At 35.3% G+C, this 20,117-nt stretch carries 16 protein-coding genes and 3 tRNA genes; 7 read left to right on the top strand and 12 right to left on the bottom strand.

What is annotated here, in order from left to right; genetic code table 11:
• Positions 1 to 26: 26 nt before the first annotated feature.
• Positions 27 to 1,310: an EF-P 5-aminopentanol modification-associated protein YfmH gene (gene yfmH, locus ACT17O_RS00940; protein ID WP_444817535.1), complete on the bottom strand. Its 1,284-nt coding sequence runs from the start codon at positions 1,308 to 1,310 to the stop codon at positions 27 to 29.
• A complete protein-coding gene (gene yfmF, locus ACT17O_RS00935) occupies positions 1,307 to 2,557 on the bottom strand; it encodes an EF-P 5-aminopentanol modification-associated protein YfmF (RefSeq protein WP_444817534.1) in 1,251 nt (416 codons plus the stop codon). The genes yfmH and yfmF overlap by 4 nt, the downstream gene beginning before the upstream one ends.
• A 160-nt stretch (positions 2,558 to 2,717) precedes the next feature.
• On the opposite strand from yfmF, the gene yaaA reads away from it, so the two are divergent.
• Together yaaA and recF are read left to right on the top strand one after the other, a co-directional pair.
• Complete coding sequence (gene yaaA / locus ACT17O_RS00930; RefSeq protein WP_000455874.1) at positions 2,718 to 3,086, top strand: S4 domain-containing protein YaaA; 369 nt, start codon at positions 2,718 to 2,720, stop codon at positions 3,084 to 3,086.
• A 2-nt stretch (positions 3,087 to 3,088) separates the two neighbouring features.
• Positions 3,089 to 4,186: a DNA replication/repair protein RecF gene (recF, locus tag ACT17O_RS00925; protein WP_000266685.1), complete on the top strand. Its 1,098-nt coding sequence runs from the start codon at positions 3,089 to 3,091 to the stop codon at positions 4,184 to 4,186.
• Positions 4,187 to 4,237: 51 nt separating this feature from the next.
• Here recF and guaB read toward each other — a convergent pair whose 3' ends face one another.
• Together guaB and trpS are read right to left on the bottom strand one after the other, a co-directional pair.
• Positions 4,238 to 5,716, bottom strand: coding sequence for an IMP dehydrogenase (gene guaB / locus ACT17O_RS00920; RefSeq protein ID WP_409002591.1), 1,479 nt, complete (start codon positions 5,714 to 5,716; stop codon positions 4,238 to 4,240).
• Positions 5,717 to 5,878: 162 nt separating this feature from the next.
• Positions 5,879 to 6,904 (bottom strand): tryptophan--tRNA ligase, encoded by a 1,026-nt coding sequence (trpS, locus tag ACT17O_RS00915; RefSeq protein WP_049518870.1) that lies wholly within the window; start codon positions 6,902 to 6,904, stop codon positions 5,879 to 5,881.
• Between the two features lie 195 nt (positions 6,905 to 7,099).
• Between trpS and ACT17O_RS00910 the strand changes: the two genes are divergently transcribed.
• Complete coding sequence (locus ACT17O_RS00910) at positions 7,100 to 8,722, top strand: ATP-binding cassette domain-containing protein (protein ID WP_000958793.1); 1,623 nt, start codon at positions 7,100 to 7,102, stop codon at positions 8,720 to 8,722.
• Positions 8,723 to 8,783: 61 nt separating this feature from the next.
• Entirely contained in the window at positions 8,784 to 11,336 is a 2,553-nt protein-coding gene (locus tag ACT17O_RS00905) for a YfhO family protein (RefSeq protein ID WP_444817533.1), read from the top strand.
• 21 nt (positions 11,337 to 11,357) lie between these two features.
• Here the strand turns inward: ACT17O_RS00905 and ACT17O_RS00900 are convergent, their stop codons facing one another.
• Positions 11,358 to 14,012 (bottom strand): YhgE/Pip family protein, encoded by a 2,655-nt coding sequence (locus ACT17O_RS00900; protein ID WP_444817532.1) that lies wholly within the window; start codon positions 14,010 to 14,012, stop codon positions 11,358 to 11,360.
• A 128-nt stretch (positions 14,013 to 14,140) separates the two neighbouring features.
• On the opposite strand from ACT17O_RS00900, the gene ACT17O_RS00895 reads away from it, so the two are divergent.
• Positions 14,141 to 14,683 (top strand): TetR/AcrR family transcriptional regulator, encoded by a 543-nt coding sequence (locus tag ACT17O_RS00895; protein ID WP_000665081.1) that lies wholly within the window; start codon positions 14,141 to 14,143, stop codon positions 14,681 to 14,683.
• Positions 14,684 to 14,715: 32 nt separating this feature from the next.
• Here the strand turns inward: ACT17O_RS00895 and ACT17O_RS00890 are convergent.
• The 7 genes from ACT17O_RS00890 to rlmH form a co-directional block, all read right to left on the bottom strand.
• Positions 14,716 to 14,789, bottom strand: a tRNA-Asn gene (locus tag ACT17O_RS00890).
• A gap of 5 nt (positions 14,790 to 14,794) precedes the next feature.
• Positions 14,795 to 14,866 (bottom strand) — tRNA-Glu (locus ACT17O_RS00885).
• Between the two features lie 51 nt (positions 14,867 to 14,917).
• Positions 14,918 to 15,670, bottom strand: coding sequence for a competence system response regulator transcription factor ComE (gene comE, locus ACT17O_RS00880; protein ID WP_444817531.1), 753 nt, complete (start codon positions 15,668 to 15,670; stop codon positions 14,918 to 14,920).
• A complete protein-coding gene (gene comD, locus ACT17O_RS00875) occupies positions 15,667 to 16,986 on the bottom strand; it encodes a competence system sensor histidine kinase ComD (protein WP_061586796.1) in 1,320 nt (439 codons plus the stop codon). Before comD ends, comE begins: the two co-directional genes overlap by 4 nt.
• A 20-nt stretch (positions 16,987 to 17,006) precedes the next feature.
• Complete coding sequence (comC, locus tag ACT17O_RS00870) at positions 17,007 to 17,132, bottom strand: competence-stimulating peptide ComC (RefSeq protein ID WP_000799678.1); 126 nt, start codon at positions 17,130 to 17,132, stop codon at positions 17,007 to 17,009.
• Positions 17,133 to 17,296: 164 nt separating this feature from the next.
• Positions 17,297 to 17,370 (bottom strand) — tRNA-Arg (locus ACT17O_RS00865).
• Positions 17,371 to 17,413: 43 nt separating this feature from the next.
• The gene (rlmH, locus tag ACT17O_RS00860) at positions 17,414 to 17,893 is read right to left on the bottom strand and encodes a 23S rRNA (pseudouridine(1915)-N(3))-methyltransferase RlmH (RefSeq protein WP_000694219.1); all 480 of its coding nucleotides are present in this window, start codon (positions 17,891 to 17,893) and stop codon (positions 17,414 to 17,416) included.
• Positions 17,894 to 18,078: 185 nt separating this feature from the next.
• Here rlmH and ACT17O_RS00855 point away from each other — a divergent pair, with 185 nt between their 5' ends.
• Together ACT17O_RS00855 and ACT17O_RS00850 are read left to right on the top strand one after the other, a co-directional pair.
• Positions 18,079 to 19,275, top strand: coding sequence for a S1C family serine protease (locus ACT17O_RS00855; RefSeq protein ID WP_444817530.1), 1,197 nt, complete (start codon positions 18,079 to 18,081; stop codon positions 19,273 to 19,275).
• Between the two features lie 57 nt (positions 19,276 to 19,332).
• The gene (locus ACT17O_RS00850) at positions 19,333 to 20,091 is read left to right on the top strand and encodes a ParB/RepB/Spo0J family partition protein (protein WP_444817529.1); all 759 of its coding nucleotides are present in this window, start codon (positions 19,333 to 19,335) and stop codon (positions 20,089 to 20,091) included.
• The last annotated feature ends 26 nt before the right edge of the window (positions 20,092 to 20,117 follow it).

The raw sequence follows: 20,117 nt of genomic DNA, 5'->3' as shown, positions 1-20,117 counted from the left end.
TCCTTCTTTCTAGTATTAATCATCTTTTAAGCTGGAAAGATTGTAAAATCAACTAGATCACCATTATCAATCAAACGATGTCCAGCTTCTAGAACATCCTCCAAAGTAATTTCCTGTAAAATTTTTGGAAAATCAAAAATTGTTTCTCCGCGATCCATCGGATCGTATTGAGTTGCAATAAATTCCAAGGAGTTCATGCTACTGAAAAACTCCCCAAACATCTCACTCTTAACAAGATCTAAATGTTCCTCTGTAATATCCGTATCACTACTAAACTGACGAATCGCTTTCCGAAATTGATGCGACAGAGAAACAGGCTCTTTGGTATCCATTGTCAATATCACAAAATGAAAGCGACTGTTGACTTCAACCTCAAGTGACAATGACGCATCTAACTTCCCAGACTCATATAACCTTTGAAAACGATCAGAAGTCCAACCAAACATCATCGTAAATAGTAATTTCAATAAAATATTGTAACGATAAGACTCAGCTTCTGTTATTTGCCCATTACCTCTAATCGCAACAGCAAGTTTGGGTGAAGAAACTTCCATCCGAAGACTATCTGTTTGCTTCACAGGCTGTAAGGGTAGTTGCTCTTTTGTAACTGTAAACTGTTCTGGAGTCTTCTTTTCCTTTTTCGAAAAGTATTCCTCAACAACTTTTACATCAATATTTCCAACTAAAAACAGTGACATGTTGACAGGTTTGTAAAAGTCTGTAAAGTTCTCTTTTAAATTTGAAACTTGAATCTCAGAAATTGATTTTTCACTTCCAACTATATCTGTTGCTAAAGGAGTATCAGGATAAAGGTTGGCTAATGTTGCAAAAAACAAACGTGAGTCTGGATCATCTTGGTACATTTCTCGTTCTTGCTGGATAATAGCCTGTTCCCTAAAAACAGACTCTTCTGTAAAATGAACATCTCCGACTAACTCATCTAGCAAATCTAAATTCTCTAATAGATGGTCAATTGTTGAAAAAAGATAGCTGGTCTTAGTAAAGCTTGTAAAGGCATTACTGTCCGCACCTAATCGAGTAAAAGCAGCCATTATATCCTCAGCATTTTCTCTTTCAAACAATTTATGTTCAAGAAAATGTGCAATTCCTGCTGGATGATGACGTAAACCTTTTTCCAAGCTTGTATAAGTTGCATCTACAGAACCAAATTGAACTGTTACAATCCCATAAACCTCATTGAAATCTCGCTTAGGAAGTAAAGAAACTGTCAATCCATTTGACAATTGTGCTTTGTAGACTGTTTCCTTTACAGCAGGATAGTATTTTTCTTCAAAAGTAACCTTTGTCATTCTACTCCTTCCATAAAGTAAATCGCTTGTAACTTCAAACTGTTGGCAGCTTTACAGACAGCTTCTTTATCAACACTCTCTAATTTTGCCACCAATCGATCAATGTCAAAGCTTGATTTCCCCAATAGAGCATTCAAATAGACTCTTTCAACTAGGGTCTGTTGATTATCTTGAGCCATCAACAAAGATCGTCGAATCATCTCCTTGGTTTGTTCAAGTTCAAAATCTGTAAAGTTACCCTTTTTCAGATCTAGCAATTGATGATTCATCATTTTTCTAGCCTGATTTCGATTTTCTCTATCGATACCCGCATACATCCTTAACAGACCACTAAACAAATCCAATTGACTCGAGACTGTATAGGCTATTCCAGCATTTTCACGAACGTTTGTAAAAAGTTTCGAATGTGCAAATTCACCCAACAAACCATTCATAACAAGCATGGGCAAATGCTCATCATCACCATATTTTACAGGAGAATGATAGCCTAATTCCAAAATAGATTGCCCAACATTCCTCTGAATCATTCCCTCTCGTAGAACATTCGAATAAGATTGATGGTACTGGATAGTGATGCCGTTCTCTCTAGCTGTAAAAGGTAATGACTTCAGCGATTCTGCAATTTCTACTTCATTAAAATCACCTAAGAAAAAGAAATCAATACGATCATTTTTCAGAGCATTTTGAAAGCACATGTAGCTACTTTCCGGAGACTCATTTGAAATACTATTTCGTAAATCACTGTATCTCAATTGAAGACGCTCATCATGGAAGAACAAGCTATCCAACTCCTTATGAGCAAAATAAAATGAATCATCCATATCAGTAGCTAGACTAGCCAATAACTGTTTTCTTTCAATTTCAAATAAAGCTGGCTCAAAAGCACCATCTTGAGTTAAGGGAGCAAATAAAGTCAGTCTCACCAATTCCAAAATTCGAGAAGTCAAGACATTCTTTTTGCTTAAAAAATCATCCCTCACATAAGTAAATGTTAAGTCAAGAATATGTGCCTGTCCCCTACGATAAGCACTTGTGGAAATATCTGTTCCATATAAACTTGCCAAGTATCTGCGAAATGCTTGTGATGTGGGATAAGCTTGATTTGCCGTCTCCAACATACTCGCACTTAACATGCGTCCTGCTATTGTCTCAAGAGATAAGGGAGCAGTAAAACGAATAGTGATTTTATTTGTTTTAAACTTTTTGGATTGAACAAAATGTGCTGAAATTCCAGGCACTAATTCCATACCTTACCTCCTTACATATAGAGTTCTATTATACCACGAAAATCAAAATTTTTCTTGTTCTCTTTATAGCTTTAAAGAGTAAAACCGTTTTCATTTCAGCAAACTTTCCTTCAGCTATTTCAAGGGAAATATGGTATAATACCAAAGATTGAGGTGAATTATGGAATACAAATTATTTGAAGAATTTATTACGCTCCAAGCACTCCTAAAAGAACTTGGAATTATACAAAGCGGTGGTGCTATCAAATCCTTTTTAATAGATCATCAAGTTTACTTTAATGGCGAGTTAGAAAGTAGACGTGGGAAAAAAATCCGTATTGGAGATACGATTGACATTCCTGATTTAAAGATTGACATCACCTTGACAAAACCAAGTTTAAAAGAGCAAGAAGAGTATCAAGCAGATAAGATTGAGAAAGAGCGAATTGCTAAACTTGTCAAAGAGATGAATAAAGGCGTCAAGAAAGAAAAACAAAAAACTTCTTCATCGCCTAAAACCAAACAACCTCCACGTTTTCCAGGAAGATAACCATGTGGCTCCAACATTTAACAATTAAAACCTTTCGAAACTACAAAGAGGCAAAAATTGATTTCAATCCAAAATTAAATGTCTTTCTAGGTCAAAATGCACAAGGAAAAACCAATATTCTAGAAGCAATCTATTTCTTAGCCTTGACACGTAGTCATCGGACTCGTACAGATAAAAATCTCATTCATTTTGATGAAGAACAACTCCATCTTTCTGGCTTGCTACAGAAAAAAACAGGCTCTATCCCTCTAGAAATTGATTTAACACCAAAAGGGCGTGTGACTAAAGTCAATCACTTAAAACAAGCTCGCCTCTCTGACTACATCGGACATATGAATGTGGTTCTCTTCGCACCTGAAGATCTACAGTTAATTAAAGGAGCTCCCTCCGTTCGTCGAAAGTTTATAGATATAGAACTGGGACAAATTAAACCAATCTACTTGTCAGACTTGTCAAACTATAACCATATACTCAAGCAAAGAAATACTTACCTAAAATCCAGCCAAAAGATTGATGAAACATTTCTGTCAGTATTAGATGATCAGTTAGTAGAGTATGGATGTCGCGTTATAAAGCATCGAATAAAATTCATTAAAGACTTAGAGAAATTTGGTCAAAAAAAACACTTAGAAATTTCAAATAAATTAGAAGAGTTGTCAATATCTTATCAAGCATCTGTCAACTTCACTGATGAAGAACAGCTAACAAGTTCTTTTAAAATGGCTTTGGAGAAAACCAGATCAAGAGATTTGTTCAAAAAGAATACTGGTGTCGGCCCTCATCGAGATGACATTACTTTCTATATCAATGGTATGGACGCTAGTTTTGGAAGCCAAGGTCAACATCGTAGTCTTGTACTTTCTATCAAACTAGCAGAGATTGAGCTAATGGAAACTATTACCAATGAGTCTCCGATACTACTGCTTGATGATGTTATGAGCGAACTTGACAATACACGGCAACTAAAATTACTAGAAACCATTTCTCAATCTATCCAAACCTTTATTACAACAACAAGTTTAGACCACTTACAAAACTTGCCAGAAAACCTTAGTATTTTCAACATCCAAAACGGTAGAATATCTGTAAATCAAAATTGACAACTATGTAAACAAAAAGAACTCCTGGATTTCAGGAGTTCTTTTTACTTCTTACATGGAGTAGTTTGGTGCTTCATTAGTAATTTGTACATCATGAGGATGGCTTTCTTTTAGACCAGCCCCAGACATTTCAATAAATTGAGCGTTGTCGTGCAATTCTTTAAGGTTAGCTGCACCACAGTAACCCATACCAGAGCGAATACCACCAAGCATTTGGAAGACAATATCAGCTGCTGCGCCTTTATAGGCAACACGGCCTTCAATTCCTTCTGGAACGAGTTTGTTTGCTTCATTGACAGAACCTTGGAAGTAACGGTCGCTTGAACCTTTCTTCATTGCAGCGATTGATCCCATACCACGGTAAGTCTTAAACTTACGTCCTTGGAAAATTTCAGTTTCACCTGGTGCTTCATCTGTTCCAGCAAACATTGAACCAAGCATAACTGCATTTCCACCTGCAGCAAGGGCTTTCACGATATCTCCAGAGTACTTGATTCCACCATCAGCAATAATCGTTTTTCCATATTCGCGCGCAACTGCTGCCGCATCATAGATTGCTGTCACTTGTGGAACACCAACCCCTGCAATCACGCGAGTGGTACAAATAGAACCTGGTCCGATACCGACTTTGACAACATCTACACCTGCATCATAAAGAGCACGCGCACCTTCTGCAGTGGCAATATTACCCGCAATCAAAGTGCGGTCTGGGAAGTGAGCACGAATCTCAGCAATTTTACGCAAGACACCTGCAGAATGACCATGTGCAGTATCAATAACAATCGCATCCGCTCCTGCTTCAAAAAGAGCCTCTGCACGTTCAAATGTATCTGAAGTAACACCTACTGCACCAGCAACTAGAAGACGACCAAACTCATCTTTTGCTGCATTAGGAAATTCAATTACTTTTTCGATATCTTTAATAGTAATCAAGCCAGAAAGACGACCTTCTTCATCAACCAAAGGAAGTTTTTCAATACGGTGTTCTTGAAGAATACTTTCAGCTGTTGCAAGATCTGTACCAACAGGAGCAGTAACAAGATTTTCACTGGTCATATGGTTTGAGATTGGCTGATTGTAATCTGAAATAAAGCGAAGATCTCGGTTTGTTAGAATACCAACCAATTTACGATTTTCAAGTGTCTCCACAACTGGAACACCACTGATACGGTAACGTCCCATCAGTTCATCTGCCTCAGCAATGGTATGTTCTGGAGTCAAGAAGAATGGATCAATAATAACACCATTTTCAGAACGTTTTACCTTGCGAACTTCATCTGCCTGTTGCGCAATAGACATATTTTTATGGATTACTCCAAGACCACCCGCACGAGCAATGGCAATAGCCATTTGACTTTCTGTGACTGTATCCATGGCGGCTGTTATAATTGGGATATTTAAAGTCAGATTATCTGCCAATTTTGTTGTTAAATCTGCATCATTAGGCAACACATGACTTTCTGCTGGAATGAGCAATACATCATCAAAGGTAAAACCTTTTTTTAAAAATTTAGTATCCCAATTAGACATTGAAGTTTCCTCTTTTCTTTCTTTTTGAGCTTGACTCTTTTTGTATTGTATCTATCATACCATTCTATGAAAATTTGTCAATTATATTTATGGTAGAAATCATAAAAAAACTATCCCTGTGATCCTATGGAAGAGATAGTTTTACGATTCATATTTTATCTATTATTTAAAATAATTTAGTCCCATTGCTCCCTTAACTTCAGATAGAGTTTGCCCCGCAACCTCACGCGCTTTCTCACTACCTTTTTGAAGCATATTGTACACTTCTCCCATATCCTTAGCAAATTCGATACGGCGCTCACGAATAGGACCAAGTTCGCGTTCTAATATTTCAAGTAGATAACGTTTCGTCTTCACATCACCAAGACCACCACGTTGATAATGTTCTTTCATATTCGCAATTTCTTGAGCATCTTCTGGACGACCAAACACATCTAGATAATGGAAAACCATGTTTCCTTCAATCTTACCTGGATCCTCCACTCGAATATGATCCGGATCAGTATACATGCTCATGACTTTTTTACGCAACGTATCCGCATCATCTGCTAGATAAATACCATTATTAAGGGATTTAGACATTTTAGCATTTCCATCTAAACCAGGCAAACGCCCTGCTCTCTCATTTTCTGGATAAACACCTTCCGGCTCCACCAAGACCTCACAATTATAAGCATGATTAAAGGAACGAACAATCTCGCGAGTTTGCTCAATCATTGGTTTCTGATCTGTCCCAACAGGAACATAATTAGCCTTGAAGGCAGTAATATCTGCTGCTTGCGCAATCGGATAAACCAAAAATCCTGTCGGAATACTTTCTCCAAACCCTTTTTGAGCAATCTCTGTTTTTACTGTCGGATTCCGTTCCAAACGAGCTAGTGATACCAAATTCATATAGTACATAGACAGCTCAGCCAACTCTGGAATCTGGCTTTGAATAAAGATAGTTGATTTACTTGGATCCAATCCAACTGCTAAATAATCCAAGGCAACATTCCCAATCGATTCTACAATCGTTTGAGGATCTTTGGCGTGATCTGTCAATGCTTGTTGGTCCGCCAAAAAAACAAACATCTCATACTTGTCTTCTTCCTGCAGTAATACTCTATTTTTAAGACTCCCAACATAATGTCCAATATGCAGTTTTCCTGTTGGGCGATCTCCTGTTAAAATAATGGGTTTCGTCATTTTTTTCTCCTTCGAAATGGTCTCTTCAATTATAGCATTTTTTTGTTAAAATAACAGAAAATTATTTAAATCAAACAACTAACTCATTGTAAACGAACCTGTAAACTTAGTTGACATAAAATTGACAAATAAAAATTTGAATATTTCTCTCTTTTCTAGTAGAATAAATATATTACATATTATAGGAGAAAAACATTGCTTACAGTATCTGATGTTTCACTACGTTTTAGTGATCGCAAACTTTTTGATGATGTCAATATCAAATTTACAGAAGGAAATACATACGGATTAATTGGTGCTAATGGTGCTGGGAAGTCTACATTCTTAAAAATTCTAGCTGGTGATATCGAACCAACAACTGGTCACATCTCTCTTGGTCCAGATGAACGTCTCTCTGTCCTCCGTCAAAATCACTTTGACTATGAAGATGAGCGAGTTATTGATGTTGTCATTATGGGAAATGAAAAACTTTACAACATCATGAAAGAAAAAGATGCCATTTACATGAAGGAAGATTTTTCCGATGAAGATGGTGTTCGTGCAGCCGAACTCGAAGGTGAATTTGCTGAACTTGGAGGTTGGGAAGCAGAAAGTGAAGCATCCCAATTACTTCAAAACCTAAACATTCCAGAAGAATTGCACTATCAAAACATGAGCGAATTGGCCAATGGTGAAAAAGTGAAGGTTCTCCTTGCTAAAGCACTTTTTGGTAAACCAGATGTTCTTCTCTTGGACGAGCCGACCAACGGGTTGGACATCCAATCTATTACTTGGCTAGAAGACTTCTTGATTGACTTTGATAACACTGTTATCGTAGTATCCCACGACCGTCACTTCTTAAACAAAGTGTGTACTCATATGGCTGACCTTGACTTTGGAAAAATTAAACTCTATGTTGGAAACTACGACTTCTGGAAGGAATCTTCTGAGCTTGCTGCTAAATTGCTAGCAGACCGTAATGCCAAGGCAGAAGAAAAAATTAAGCAATTGCAAGAATTCGTTGCTCGCTTCTCTGCCAACGCTTCTAAGTCAAGACAAGCAACGTCTCGTAAAAAAATGCTTGACAAGATTGAATTAGAAGAGATTGTTCCTTCTAGTCGTAAATACCCATTTATCAACTTTAAAGCAGAACGTGAGATTGGTAATGATCTCTTGACAGTAGAAAATCTAACTGTAAAGATTGATGGCGAAACTATCCTAGACAATATTAGTTTCATCTTGCGTCCAGGTGATAAGACAGCTCTTATTGGACAAAATGACATCCAAACGACTGCATTAATTCGTGCAATTATGGGTGACATCGACTATGAAGGAACTGTCAAGTGGGGAGTTACTACTAGCCGTTCTTACTTGCCAAAAGACAACTCGGCTGATTTTGCAGGAGGAGAGTCAATCCTTGACTGGTTGCGTCAATTTGCAAGTAAAGAAGAAGATGACAATACCTTCCTACGTGGTTTCCTTGGTCGTATGCTCTTCTCTGGTGATGAGGTTAACAAACCTGTAAACGTCTTGTCAGGGGGAGAAAAAGTACGTGTCATGCTTTCAAAACTCATGCTCTTGAAATCAAATGTCCTTGTACTTGATGATCCAACAAATCACTTGGACTTGGAATCTATCTCAAGCTTGAACGATGGATTGAAAAACTTTAAAGAATCAATCATCTTTGCCAGTCATGACCACGAGTTTATCCAAACTTTGGCAAACCATATCATTGTTTTGTCTAAGAATGGCGTCATTGATCGTATTGATGAAACCTACGATGAATTCCTAGAAAATGCAGAAGTACAAGCAAAAGTTAAAGAACTTTGGAAAGATTAAATAAGACTTCAAAACTCAGTTGGGGTAACCAACTGAGTTTTCTATCATTCTACGAGGTAACATGAAATCATTTTTTAAAACATATTGGACCTATTTTGTTTCTTTCATCATTCCTTTAGTAATTATGACTGGAGTATACCTAACTCAAGGTATCTACTGGAATAGCGATGCATCTCCACTATTAGGAGACGGTTTCCATCAATACGTTATTTTTGATGTAGCTTTACGAAATATTCTGCATGGAAATGGCAGTTTGTTTTACACCTTTACAAGTGGCCTCGGACTGAATTTCTATGCTCTATCTAGTTATTACTTGGGTAGTTTTCTTTCACCCCTAGTTTACTTTTTTAATCTGTCGAATATGCCAGATGCTGTCTATCTAACCACTCTCTTAAAATTTGGATTGATTGGTCTGTCAACCTTCTTTAGTCTAAATAGATTATTTAAAGATATCCCAAAATTTTTAAAACTTGCCTTATCTACTTCCTATGCTCTAATGAGCTTTACCGTTAGTCAGTTAGAGATTAAAACCTGGCTAGATGTTTTTATCTTGATTCCTTTCATTATAACTGGTTTACACCTACTTATAACACAAAAGAAGCGCCTACTATACTTTACAAGTTTGTCAATCTTATTTATTCAAAATTATTATTTTGGGTATATGACAGCATTGTTTCTTATTTTCTGGTATCTCTGCCAAATTTCTTGGGACTTTAAAACTCGAAAATCATCTTTTCTTGATTTTGTTGTTACCTCCTTTTTAGCTGGAATGGCTAGTTTGATTATGACTCTTCCTACACTGTTTGATTTACAAACTCATGGAGAGAAGTTGACTGCCATCACAAAATTAAAGACAGATAGTAGCTGGTATTTGGATATTTTTGCAAAACAATTCATTGGATCTTTTGATACAACTAAATATGGATCTATACCAATGATTTTTGTTGGATTGCTTCCTTTTATTTTAACCATTCTATTTTTCACAATAAAATCCATAAGGTTTCACGTGAAACTTACCTATGCAATTTTCTTTACTTTTTTAATAACAAGCTTTTACATAGAAGTACTTGATTTATTTTGGCAAGGGATGCATACCCCAAATATGTTTTTGCATCGCTATGCTTGGATTTTTTCCACTCTGTTAATTTATACTGCAGCAGAAGTCTTAAATCGTCTGAAAGAACTGAAGCTCTGGAATCTATTTGTCTCACTTTTTCTTGTACTAACAGGATTTTTGGCCACGGTCTATTTTAAATCACACTATTCTTTTTTAACTGATTTGAATATCCTACTCACTCTTGAATTTCTACTAGTTTATGCTCTTTTACTTCTTGCAGTCATTAAAAAATTTATCTCTGTAAATCTATTTGCAATTCTTTTGTCTTTATTTATAACGGCTGAGATAAGCTTAAATGCATCATCTCAAATGGAAGGAATAGCTAAAGAATGGGCCTTTGCTTCTCGTAGCGCCTATAATAGAGATATCACTGCTATGGAATCCATTCTAAACCAAATTGACAATCCATTTACACGTACTGAAAAACTGCAAATTCAGACTGGAAATGACAGTATGAAATTTAACTACAATGGAATCTCTCAATTTTCGTCTGTACGAAATCGTTCATCTAGCACTAGTTTGGATAAACTGGGATTCAAATCCTCTGGAACCAACCTTAATCTCCGTTATGCAAATAACAGTCTTTTAGCAGACAGTTTATTTGGAATCCAATACAATATTTCTGAAACTTCACTTGATAAGTATGGCTTTCAAGAGATTTATCAAAAGGATCATTTAACCTTATATAAAAATCAACTCTCTTTACCCATTGCCTTTGCCACTCAATCTATTTACAAAGATGTAAACTTTAACAATCACACTTTAGATAATCAGGCTTTATTTATAAACCAGCTTGCTAATCTCAACTTAGATTACTTCTCCCAAATAGCATCTGATAAAACAGATACTTCAGATGGTTTAACGAGCATCACAGGTTCTGCGAATGAAGATGCAAAGATTGATTATCAAATTGAGGTTCCTCAAAATAGCCAAGTCTATCTCTCTTTTTCAAATCTTCATTTTACGAATGATAAACAAAAGAAAGTTGACATCATTGTCAACGGTGAAAAAAAGACTTTTACAAATGACAATGCATTTAATTTCTTTAATTTGGGTTATACTGAAGAACAAAAAACTTTCAATATCAGTGTTAGTTTCCCTGGAAATTCTCAGGTGTCATTTGAATCTCCAACCTTCTATCGTTTAGATACTCAGGCTCTTACTGAGGCAATTCAAAAGATTAAAGAACAACCTGTAGAAGTATCCACCTCTAAAAATAAAGTATTTGCTACATATGAAGTAAAACAAGATACCTCTATTTTCTTCACTATTCCTTATGACAAAGGTTGGTCTGCATTCCAAGATGGGAAAAAACTTGAAATCAAGCAGGCTCAGACTGGTTTTATGAAAGTTGATGTTCCAAAGGGAAAAGGCACCATTACACTTTCCTTTATACCCAATGGTTTTGTTATTGGAGCAGCCTGCTCACTAACTGCCCTTCTTCTTTTTGGGATCTATAATCACAGACGAAATTTATCTAAGACAGAAAAAGATTGACCAATTCCTTGGCCAATCTTTTTAATCTTCTTCCATTTTCTTAGGTTGATAAGCTAGCATACCTAAAGCAGTAAAGAAAGCTAGAGTTATAATAAGGAAAATCACTTGATGATGAATATTTCCTGTCATAGAGATTGTTTGTCGTAAGCCTGATACAGAATAACTCATTGGTAACCAAGGATTGACACCTTTGAAGAAATCATTTGTCAAAGCAAGGGGATAGGTCCCTGCACTTGATGCTAACTGTAATAAAAGTAAAATAAGAGAGAAGAAAGCTCCAATACGGCTATTCCAAGTTGTTAAAGCTGTCACCATAGACATGAAAGCTAAACTTGTGATTATAATTAGAATCAAGGTCCTCATCTCATGGTTCGCAGTCAATCCAATAAGATGGACACCTCCATAAACTAAAACACCTGCTAAGACAGCTATAATCCCATTTATTTCAGAACGAGACTTCAACCAAGCCCAACGACTCTCTGGATGACGTCCAGAAGGCAACTTAGCAAAAATCATATTGGTAGATATAGCAGCAACAAAAAGAGCAACTGATATCATATAAGGAGCCATAGCAATCCCATTTACAGGGACTTGGTCATTGTCTGTTTTTGAGAGAACTAGAGGTTCAGATAATGTCTCTGCATTTTTAGATTCTGTTGATGCTGATTTAAGTTGATTGTTAGCATTGCCTAATCCTTGTCCTAATGAATCAACTCCTGTCTGTAAATCTTCAAGACTAGAGGTTAAGGTTGTTCCACCATCTGCTAGTTTTCCAGCACCATCTGCAATCTTCATGGCACCACTTCCTAGTTGAGATGCTGCAGAAAGTAACTGTGTTGATTTATCTGTTAATTGACCAGAGCCAAATTGTAATTTAGTAAGACCTGCTATTAGCTCTGGACTCTTATTATTCAATTGAGCAGAACCAGATGACAAACTTTCTATACCTGATACTAATTCTGGAGCTTTTCCAGCTAACGCATCTACTCCAGTTGTCAAGGTTGATGTATTTTCTGTTAACTTACTTGATCCAGAAACTAATTGATCCAGACTAGTTGTTAAACTTGCATTCTTTTCACTTAGTTGATTAGCACCTATAGAAATAGTATCCAATCCTTTAGTGTAGTTTACAACTCCTTTTTCAATTGACTGACTTCCAGGAACTAACTTATTATTTACAGAAGTTTGTAATGTTGCAAATCCATTTGACAAGGTTGTCAAGGAGCTAGATGCTGCAGGTAAGAGTTGATTTGCTTTCGTCTGCACATCAGATAGATTAGATACTTGTTGTTCTGAATTCTCTATACTTTCTTTTAATCCCCCTACTGTCGTTAAAATTGTTTTTGCTGACTCAATCGTAGAATTAGAATTTTTAGAAACAGCTTCAGTCAGTTCTTTCTTTTGTTCCTCTGTGAGAGATTGATAAGTAGCTGTTGATTGAAGGTTAGCAATAGTTTTCTCTTGTTCTGTCTGACTTTTAGTCACAATATCCTGTGCAAGAGTTGTTAGATTTGGCAAAGCTTCTGAAAATTTACTTTTCAGTTGAGTGTCATCTGATATTGTAAGAGCTTGTAGTGTTTTATTTAGTTCTCCTAAGCTTGTTGCCAATTGCGCTATTTCTTCACTTTGTTGAGATGAGGACTCTAATTGACTTGAAATTTCTTTAATACCAGTATTTAATTGCTCCATTCCATCTCTTAGTGTATCTGATTGATTGGATAATTGACTTGTTCCGTTAGAAAGTTCTTTCACACTACTTGTATAAGCATTTACACCAACTGAAAATTGATTGAGACCTGTATCCAGTTGTGAAACGCCACCTGTATAAGACTTTATACCTGTATTTAGCTGATTTACACCTGTCACCAACTCAGGAGTTTTTGAAGCTAATTGACCAAGTCCAGTGTCAACTTGTGAGACAGCATTCGTATAACTTTGTAAACCACTATTAAAAGTTCCTAAACCAGTATGTAATTGCTCTATAGCAGACACATAGCTAGATAAACCTTTTGTAAATTGATCTGCTCCATTTGAAAAAGTTACACTTGAGTTAGCTAGAGTATTAAGATTTGTCGTCAATGTTTGACTTCCCGTCACCAACTGATTTGCTCCATTAGCCAATTGTTCACTTCCATCAGCTGCCTTGTTTACTCCAGACTTCAAGTCATTCATTTTTTGAAATAAAGCCTTGGTATACGTTTCAGTTACATTAGTAGAAACGGTTTGTTTTAACTGTGTCATTGCAGAATCACTCATCTTGCTTGCAATAAAGCTATGCCCACTTGAAGTCTGATAATCAATCTGCATCTGTTCAGGATGATTAGTTAGGATAGAAGTAGCCTTTTCAGATAAGTCACTTGGTAAAGTCACTACCATGTAGTAGTCACCATCTTCTAGGCCTTTTTCCCCTTCCTCTTCATTAACAAAATGAAAATCTAAAGCCTTATTTTCTTTTAAATTAGACACCATGTCTTCACCTATTGTCATTGCCTGTCCATTATAAGAAGCTTCCTTATCTTTATTGACAACTGCCACAGGTAACTCCGATACTTGACCATATGGATCCCACATGGATGATAAAAATATAATGTTGTATAGAGCTGGAATGAAAGAAATCCCTATCATTACAATGATAAAGGTCGGTTTTTTAAATATTGCTTTCCATTCTTTAAACATGTTCCCTCCTTTTTTACACATATTGTCTAAAATTTTGATATAATAGATTATACATCAAAAAATCTAAATTACAAGGTAAAAAATATTTTTTTAGACACATAGTCTATTTTTGTTCACAAGGAGGAATTATGAAAGAAAGTAACAAACGTTTAAAAACAAAACGAATTATCGAAAATGCCATGGTTCAATTATTGATGGACCAGCCCTTTGATCAAATTTCTACTGTCAAGTTAGCAGAAAAAGCCGGAATTAGTCGTTCCAGCTTTTACACTCACTACAAGGATAAGTATGATATGATTGAACTCTACCAAAGTATGCTATTTCATACCTTTGAGTATATTTTCCAAAAACATGCTCATCACAAAAGAGATGCTATTTTAGAAGTGTTTGAATATTTAGAGTCTGAGCCACTATTAGCTGCACTCTTATCTGAAAATGGGACAAAAGAAATCCAAAATTTCTTGAGAAATAAGCTTCACATCATGCTTAGCACCGACCTTCAGAAACGCTTTATGAAACTACAACTCACTCCAATTGAATTAGAATACAGTAGCATTTATCTAACAAATGCTCTATTTGGTGTTTGCCAGACTTGGATTGCTCACGGAAAAAAAGAAAGTCCGCAAGAAATGACAGACTTCCTTATGAAAATGTTAGGTGATGTAAACTAAAAAAGAACACCAGTGGTGTTCTTTTTATCTAACTCCGCCAGTAGGACTCGAACCTACGACATCATGATTAACAGTCATGCGCTACTACCAACTGAGCTATGGCGGATAAAATAGTCCGTACGGGATTCGAACCCGTGTTACCGCCGTGAAAAGGCGGTGTCTTAACCCCTTGACCAACGGACCATCTATCTGTAGCAGATATAACCATTATATCAATTTCTTACTAATTGTCAATCACTTTTTAGATTTTTTCTCTAGAATATCTTTTAGTTTGCGGACTTTTAAACGGGTAATAGGACAACGATGATCTTCATAAAAAACAACTTCTAAATTCTTTCGATCAATTTCTCTCACATTTCCCACATTGACAAGGAAAGATTTATGGGAGCAATAAAATCGCTGGGTATGTTTGTCCTTTTCCTGAATATCTGTCATAGTTCCATAGAATTCTTTAGCAAAATTCTTACCAATAATCCGAAGTTTATGAGAAACTCCTGTGGTTTCGATATACAAAATGTCATGGTAAGGAATTTTCAAATCATTTCCTTTATAGTTGTAATCAAAATAGTCTACAACATCTTCGTTTTCAAGCAGCATGCTCTTAGTGTAAAAAATACTCTGCTCGATGCGTTTTTTGAACAATTCATCATTGATATCTTTATCAACAAAATCTAGGGCTGATACCTGGTATTTGTACGTTAAGGTAGCAAATTCAGATCGATTAGTAATAAAGACAATAATAGCATAAGGATTGTGATGACGGATAAACTGAGCCACTTCAAAGCCTTTTTTCTCGATTCCATGAATATCGATATCTAGGAAATAAAGCTGGTTTACTTCATCATTTTCGATATATTCCTTAAACTCACGAACTTTTCCTGTTGTCTTATATGAAATAGGAATATTCGATTCTTCCGAGATTTCATTCAATATTCTCTCTAGTCTCACTTGATGTTCAATAACATCTTCTAAAATTAATACTTTCATTCGAATTCCCTCTTAAATCTAATAATTTGTCTAAATGTGTTGTCTTCCATCTCTGTTTCTAAAATAATGTTGTCATACTTATCTAAAATCTCTTTAACATTATTAAGTCCTAAACCTCTATTTCTTCCCTTGGTAGAGAAACCTAAGGCAAATAGATCCTCTGAAGGCGTCATAGTGATTTTGCATGAATTCTGGATAACTATAACTGTTTCAAAATCCATTTTAATGACTGCAACTTCCATTTGTTTCAAATAACTATCTGCAGCCCCTTCAACAGCATTGTTTAATAAAATGCTCATTATACGAACAAGATCAAGTAAATCTATTGACAGTCTAGTAATGATATCCTTTACTTCCAATGTAAACTCTACATCATTTTTTCGTGCATAGACAATAGATTGAGCAATTAAACTTCGTAAAGCAGAATCTTCTATATTATTTAAATCAAAGTAAGTATATTTTTCTGACCTCAATTTCTGATTTGCTTTTACTAGGACTTCATTGTAAACCCTGTTAATTTCTTGTAAATCTCCACTGTCAATCGCCATTTGCATGCTAACAAGCATCCCTGCATAGTCATGACGAAAACCTCGAATTTCATTATACAACTCCACAATTTCATCAGTATAAGTCTGTAAATGTTTTTGTTCAAATTTCTTTTGTTTTAGAGCAATCTCTTTTTCAATTTGAACCTTGTGAGAATTCATTGCAAAGAAAATCAATAACAAGCAAATAAAAACAATGGTTGATAAAATACTTCCGAAACTATTTAAATGATGAGTTGTACTTACTATATCTGAAATAAATAATAAGATATGCAAACCAAAGAAAGCAACTATTACTTTTTTTAAAAAAGGATACAGATAATCTTTATCAAAATATTTAATATCCAGATGAAAATAACGAATTATTATTAGAATAGAAAAATAAGTCATCAACAATACTACTAAAAGAAATGTACTTTTATAATGTAATACTACTTCATCTCCTATTATAGAAGATAAGGTTACGGATATAAAAGTATGTGTACTGTGATATAATAAAGACAATAGTAAACTGATAAAAATCGCTTTGTATTTTTCAGACTTCTTTAACTTTCTTAAATAAAGGTACACAACTAAAGGAAATAAAAATTTAGACAAAGCAAAACTATTAGAATATACTAGTGTAATAATTTCTTCAAGTATAAAAACTGAGATGCATGTGTAACAGAAAAAAACAATTTGTTCTTTTCTATTTATTTTACAAATCCATTCATAACTTTTGCTAATGATGAGAAAATAAAAAATAGCTATCCCTAATCCAAATAAATCCATTACTCTCTACCTTTATTTCATTACTTTCTTCTTGGAAAAATAAGATTACGAATTGTTTCTGAAATTCTCCAATCTCCACCTCGAATCTCCTGCAATTCTGCCTCTGTTACTTCTTTAAATTGTTCCAACTTTACTGTATTTTTCATAATGAAATCTCCTGTATTATTTTTTCTTGTAAGTTAACTTACACACCTATTATACAAAATGAAGACCATGTAAGAAAAAATTCTTCTCAACTGTACATTTTTGCACCTGAAACGCACTTTTTTAAGAAAAAAGCTGGGATTTACCCCAGCTTCGCATCTAAAATTGATCCCAGCAGGATTCGAACCTGCGACCGTTCGCTTAGAAGGCGAATGCTCTATCCAGCTGAGCTATGAGACCTAACATGACCATTCTATCAAAAAACAAGAGCTAAGTCAATCTTCTATTTGTGATAAGGAGAACCCTGTTGAATTGTAAAAGCACGGTAAATTTGTTCAACTAAAACCAATCTCATTAACTGATGTGGTAATGTCAGACGGCCAAAACTGACAGAAAGATTGGCCCTATTTTTTACAACAGGAGCTAGACCCAAACTTCCTCCAATGATAAAAGTAAGCGTTGAATATCCTTTGATAGAAGCTTGCTCTAGTTGCTTACTAAATTCCTCTGAAGAGAGTGTTTTTCCTTCAATGGCTAGTACAACGACAAAGTCTCTTTCTCCAACCTTAGAAAGAATTCTTTCACCTTCTGTTTCCAAGATTTTTTGGTTTTCTAATTCACTGGCTTTGTCAGGTGTCTTCTCATCAGTGAGCTCAATCATTTCTAATTTGGCGAAACGTGAAATTCGTTTGGTATATTCAGCAATTCCATCTTTAAGGTATTTTTCTTTTAATTTTCCTACTGTTACAATTTTTATTTTCATTCTTCTATTCTATCATATCCACACTTCATTTCACATCTTATACACAAAAAAATCATTCAAAATTACTAGTGAATTCACAGAATAAAGCGAGTTATCCACAACTTGTGTAAAACTTTAAGCTTTTAAGTTTGGATTAAGTTAATAGGTTTATAATCTGAGTAAATAAATAACAAACGGAGGCGTTTATGAAACACTTACAAAAATTTTACAAAAAAGGAGTTAAAGTTCTAGCAATCATTCTAATCGGATTTTTAAGTGGTGCCTTAGGAAGTTTCGTAACATTACAACTTTATCAAAAACAAGGAAATCAAGCTACAAATAATAATTCTGGCACTGTCACTCAAACATCCTATAAAAATGAAAATTCAACCACTCAAGCAGTAAATAAAGTTAAGGATGCTGTTGTCTCAATCATTACTTATTCTTCTTCTAGCAGTAGACAAAGTAGTGTATTTAATGCTGACGACACTAATTCTGATTCAGACAATCAACAAATCGCAAGTGAGGGATCAGGTGTTATCTATAAAAAGGATGATAAAAATGCATATCTTGTAACTAATACTCACGTTATCAATGGAGCTTCAAAAGTTGATATCCGCTTGGCTGATGGTACCAAGGTTCCTGGTGAAATTGTCGGATCTGATACTTTCTCTGATATTGCTGTCGTTAAAATTTCTTCAGAAAAAGTTACAACAGTGGCAGAATTTGGGGATTCAAGTCAACTTAGTGTTGGAGAAACAGCGATTGCTATCGGTAGTCCTCTAGGTTCAGAATATGCTAATACAGTTACACAGGGGATCATCTCGAGTCTTAATCGGAATGTTTCTCTAAAATCTGAAGATGGTCAAGCTATTTCAACAAAAGCCATTCAAACAGATACAGCCATTAACCCTGGTAACTCTGGTGGTCCACTTGTAAACATTCAAGGACAAGTAATTGGTATTACATCAAGTAAAATTGCAAGTAATGGTGGAACATCTGTAGAAGGTCTTGGTTTTGCAATTCCTTCAAACGATGCACAAAATATCATTAAACAGCTTGAAAGTGATGGTAAAGTGACTCGTCCAGCTCTTGGAATTCAAATGGTCAATCTGTCAAATGTTGGAGCTAGTGATCTTAGAAAACTTAACATTCCAAGTGGCCTCACTTCAGGTGTAGTTGTTCGATCTGTTCAAAACAATATGCCAGCAAATGGACATCTTCAAAAATACGATGTCATTACCAAAGTTGACGATAAAGAGATTGCTTCATCAACAGACCTACAACACGCTCTTTACAATCATGCTATTGGAGATACTATCAAAGTAACCTACTACCGTAATGGTAAGGAGGAAACAACCTCAATTAAACTAGATAAGAATTCTAGTGATTTAGAGTCTTAATTGACATCAGTGTAAAGAAAACTTTACAGAAAGTAAAAGATATGTTAGTGTAGAATCATGGAAAAATTTGAAATGATTTCTATCTCTGAAATACAAAAGAATCCTTACCAACCTCGGAAAGAATTTGATGTAGATAAATTAAAGGAATTAGCTCAGTCAATTAAAGAAAATGGGCTCATCCAACCAATCATCGTTCGTCAATCTCCTGTAATTGGTTATGAAATCCTTGCAGGAGAGAGACGATATCGAGCTTCTCTCTTGGCTGGTCTGACTTCTATTCCAGCCGTTGTAAAGCACCTCTCAGATCAGGAAATGATGATCCAGTCAATCATTGAGAATTTGCAGAGAGAAAATTTAAATCCTGTTGAAGAAGCACGCGCCTATGAATCTTTAGTAGAAAAAGGATTTACTCACACTGAGATAGCGGATAAAATGGGGAAATCTCGTCCTTATATCACTAATTTTATTCGTTTGCTTTCCCTACCAGAATATATCTTAACTGAAGTAGAAAATGGAAAAATTTCTCAAGCGCATGCACGTTCTCTAGTTGGTTTAGACAAAGAGCAGCAAGACTATTTCTTCCAACTAATCAAAAATGAAGATATTTCTGTGAGAAAGTTAGAAGCACTTCTTACAGAGAAAAAACACAAGAAGCAAAAAAAAAGTGATTCTTTCATCAAAGACGAAGAAGATAAATTAAAAAAACTACTCGGTTTAAGTGTAGAAATTAAACTTTCAAAAAAAGATACTGGAAAGATTATTATCTCCTTTTCAAGTCAAGAAGAATACGATAGAATTATTAACAGCCTGAGATAAGGCTGTTCTTTTATTTTCTCAACCCA

Origin of the sequence: Streptococcus sp. HJ1, from assembly GCF_052399005.1 — a bacterium.
Taxonomy (GTDB): Bacteria; Bacillota; Bacilli; order Lactobacillales; family Streptococcaceae; genus Streptococcus.
Note: the sequence above shows the minus strand (reverse complement) of the source record. Positions and strands in the feature narration are given on the sequence as shown.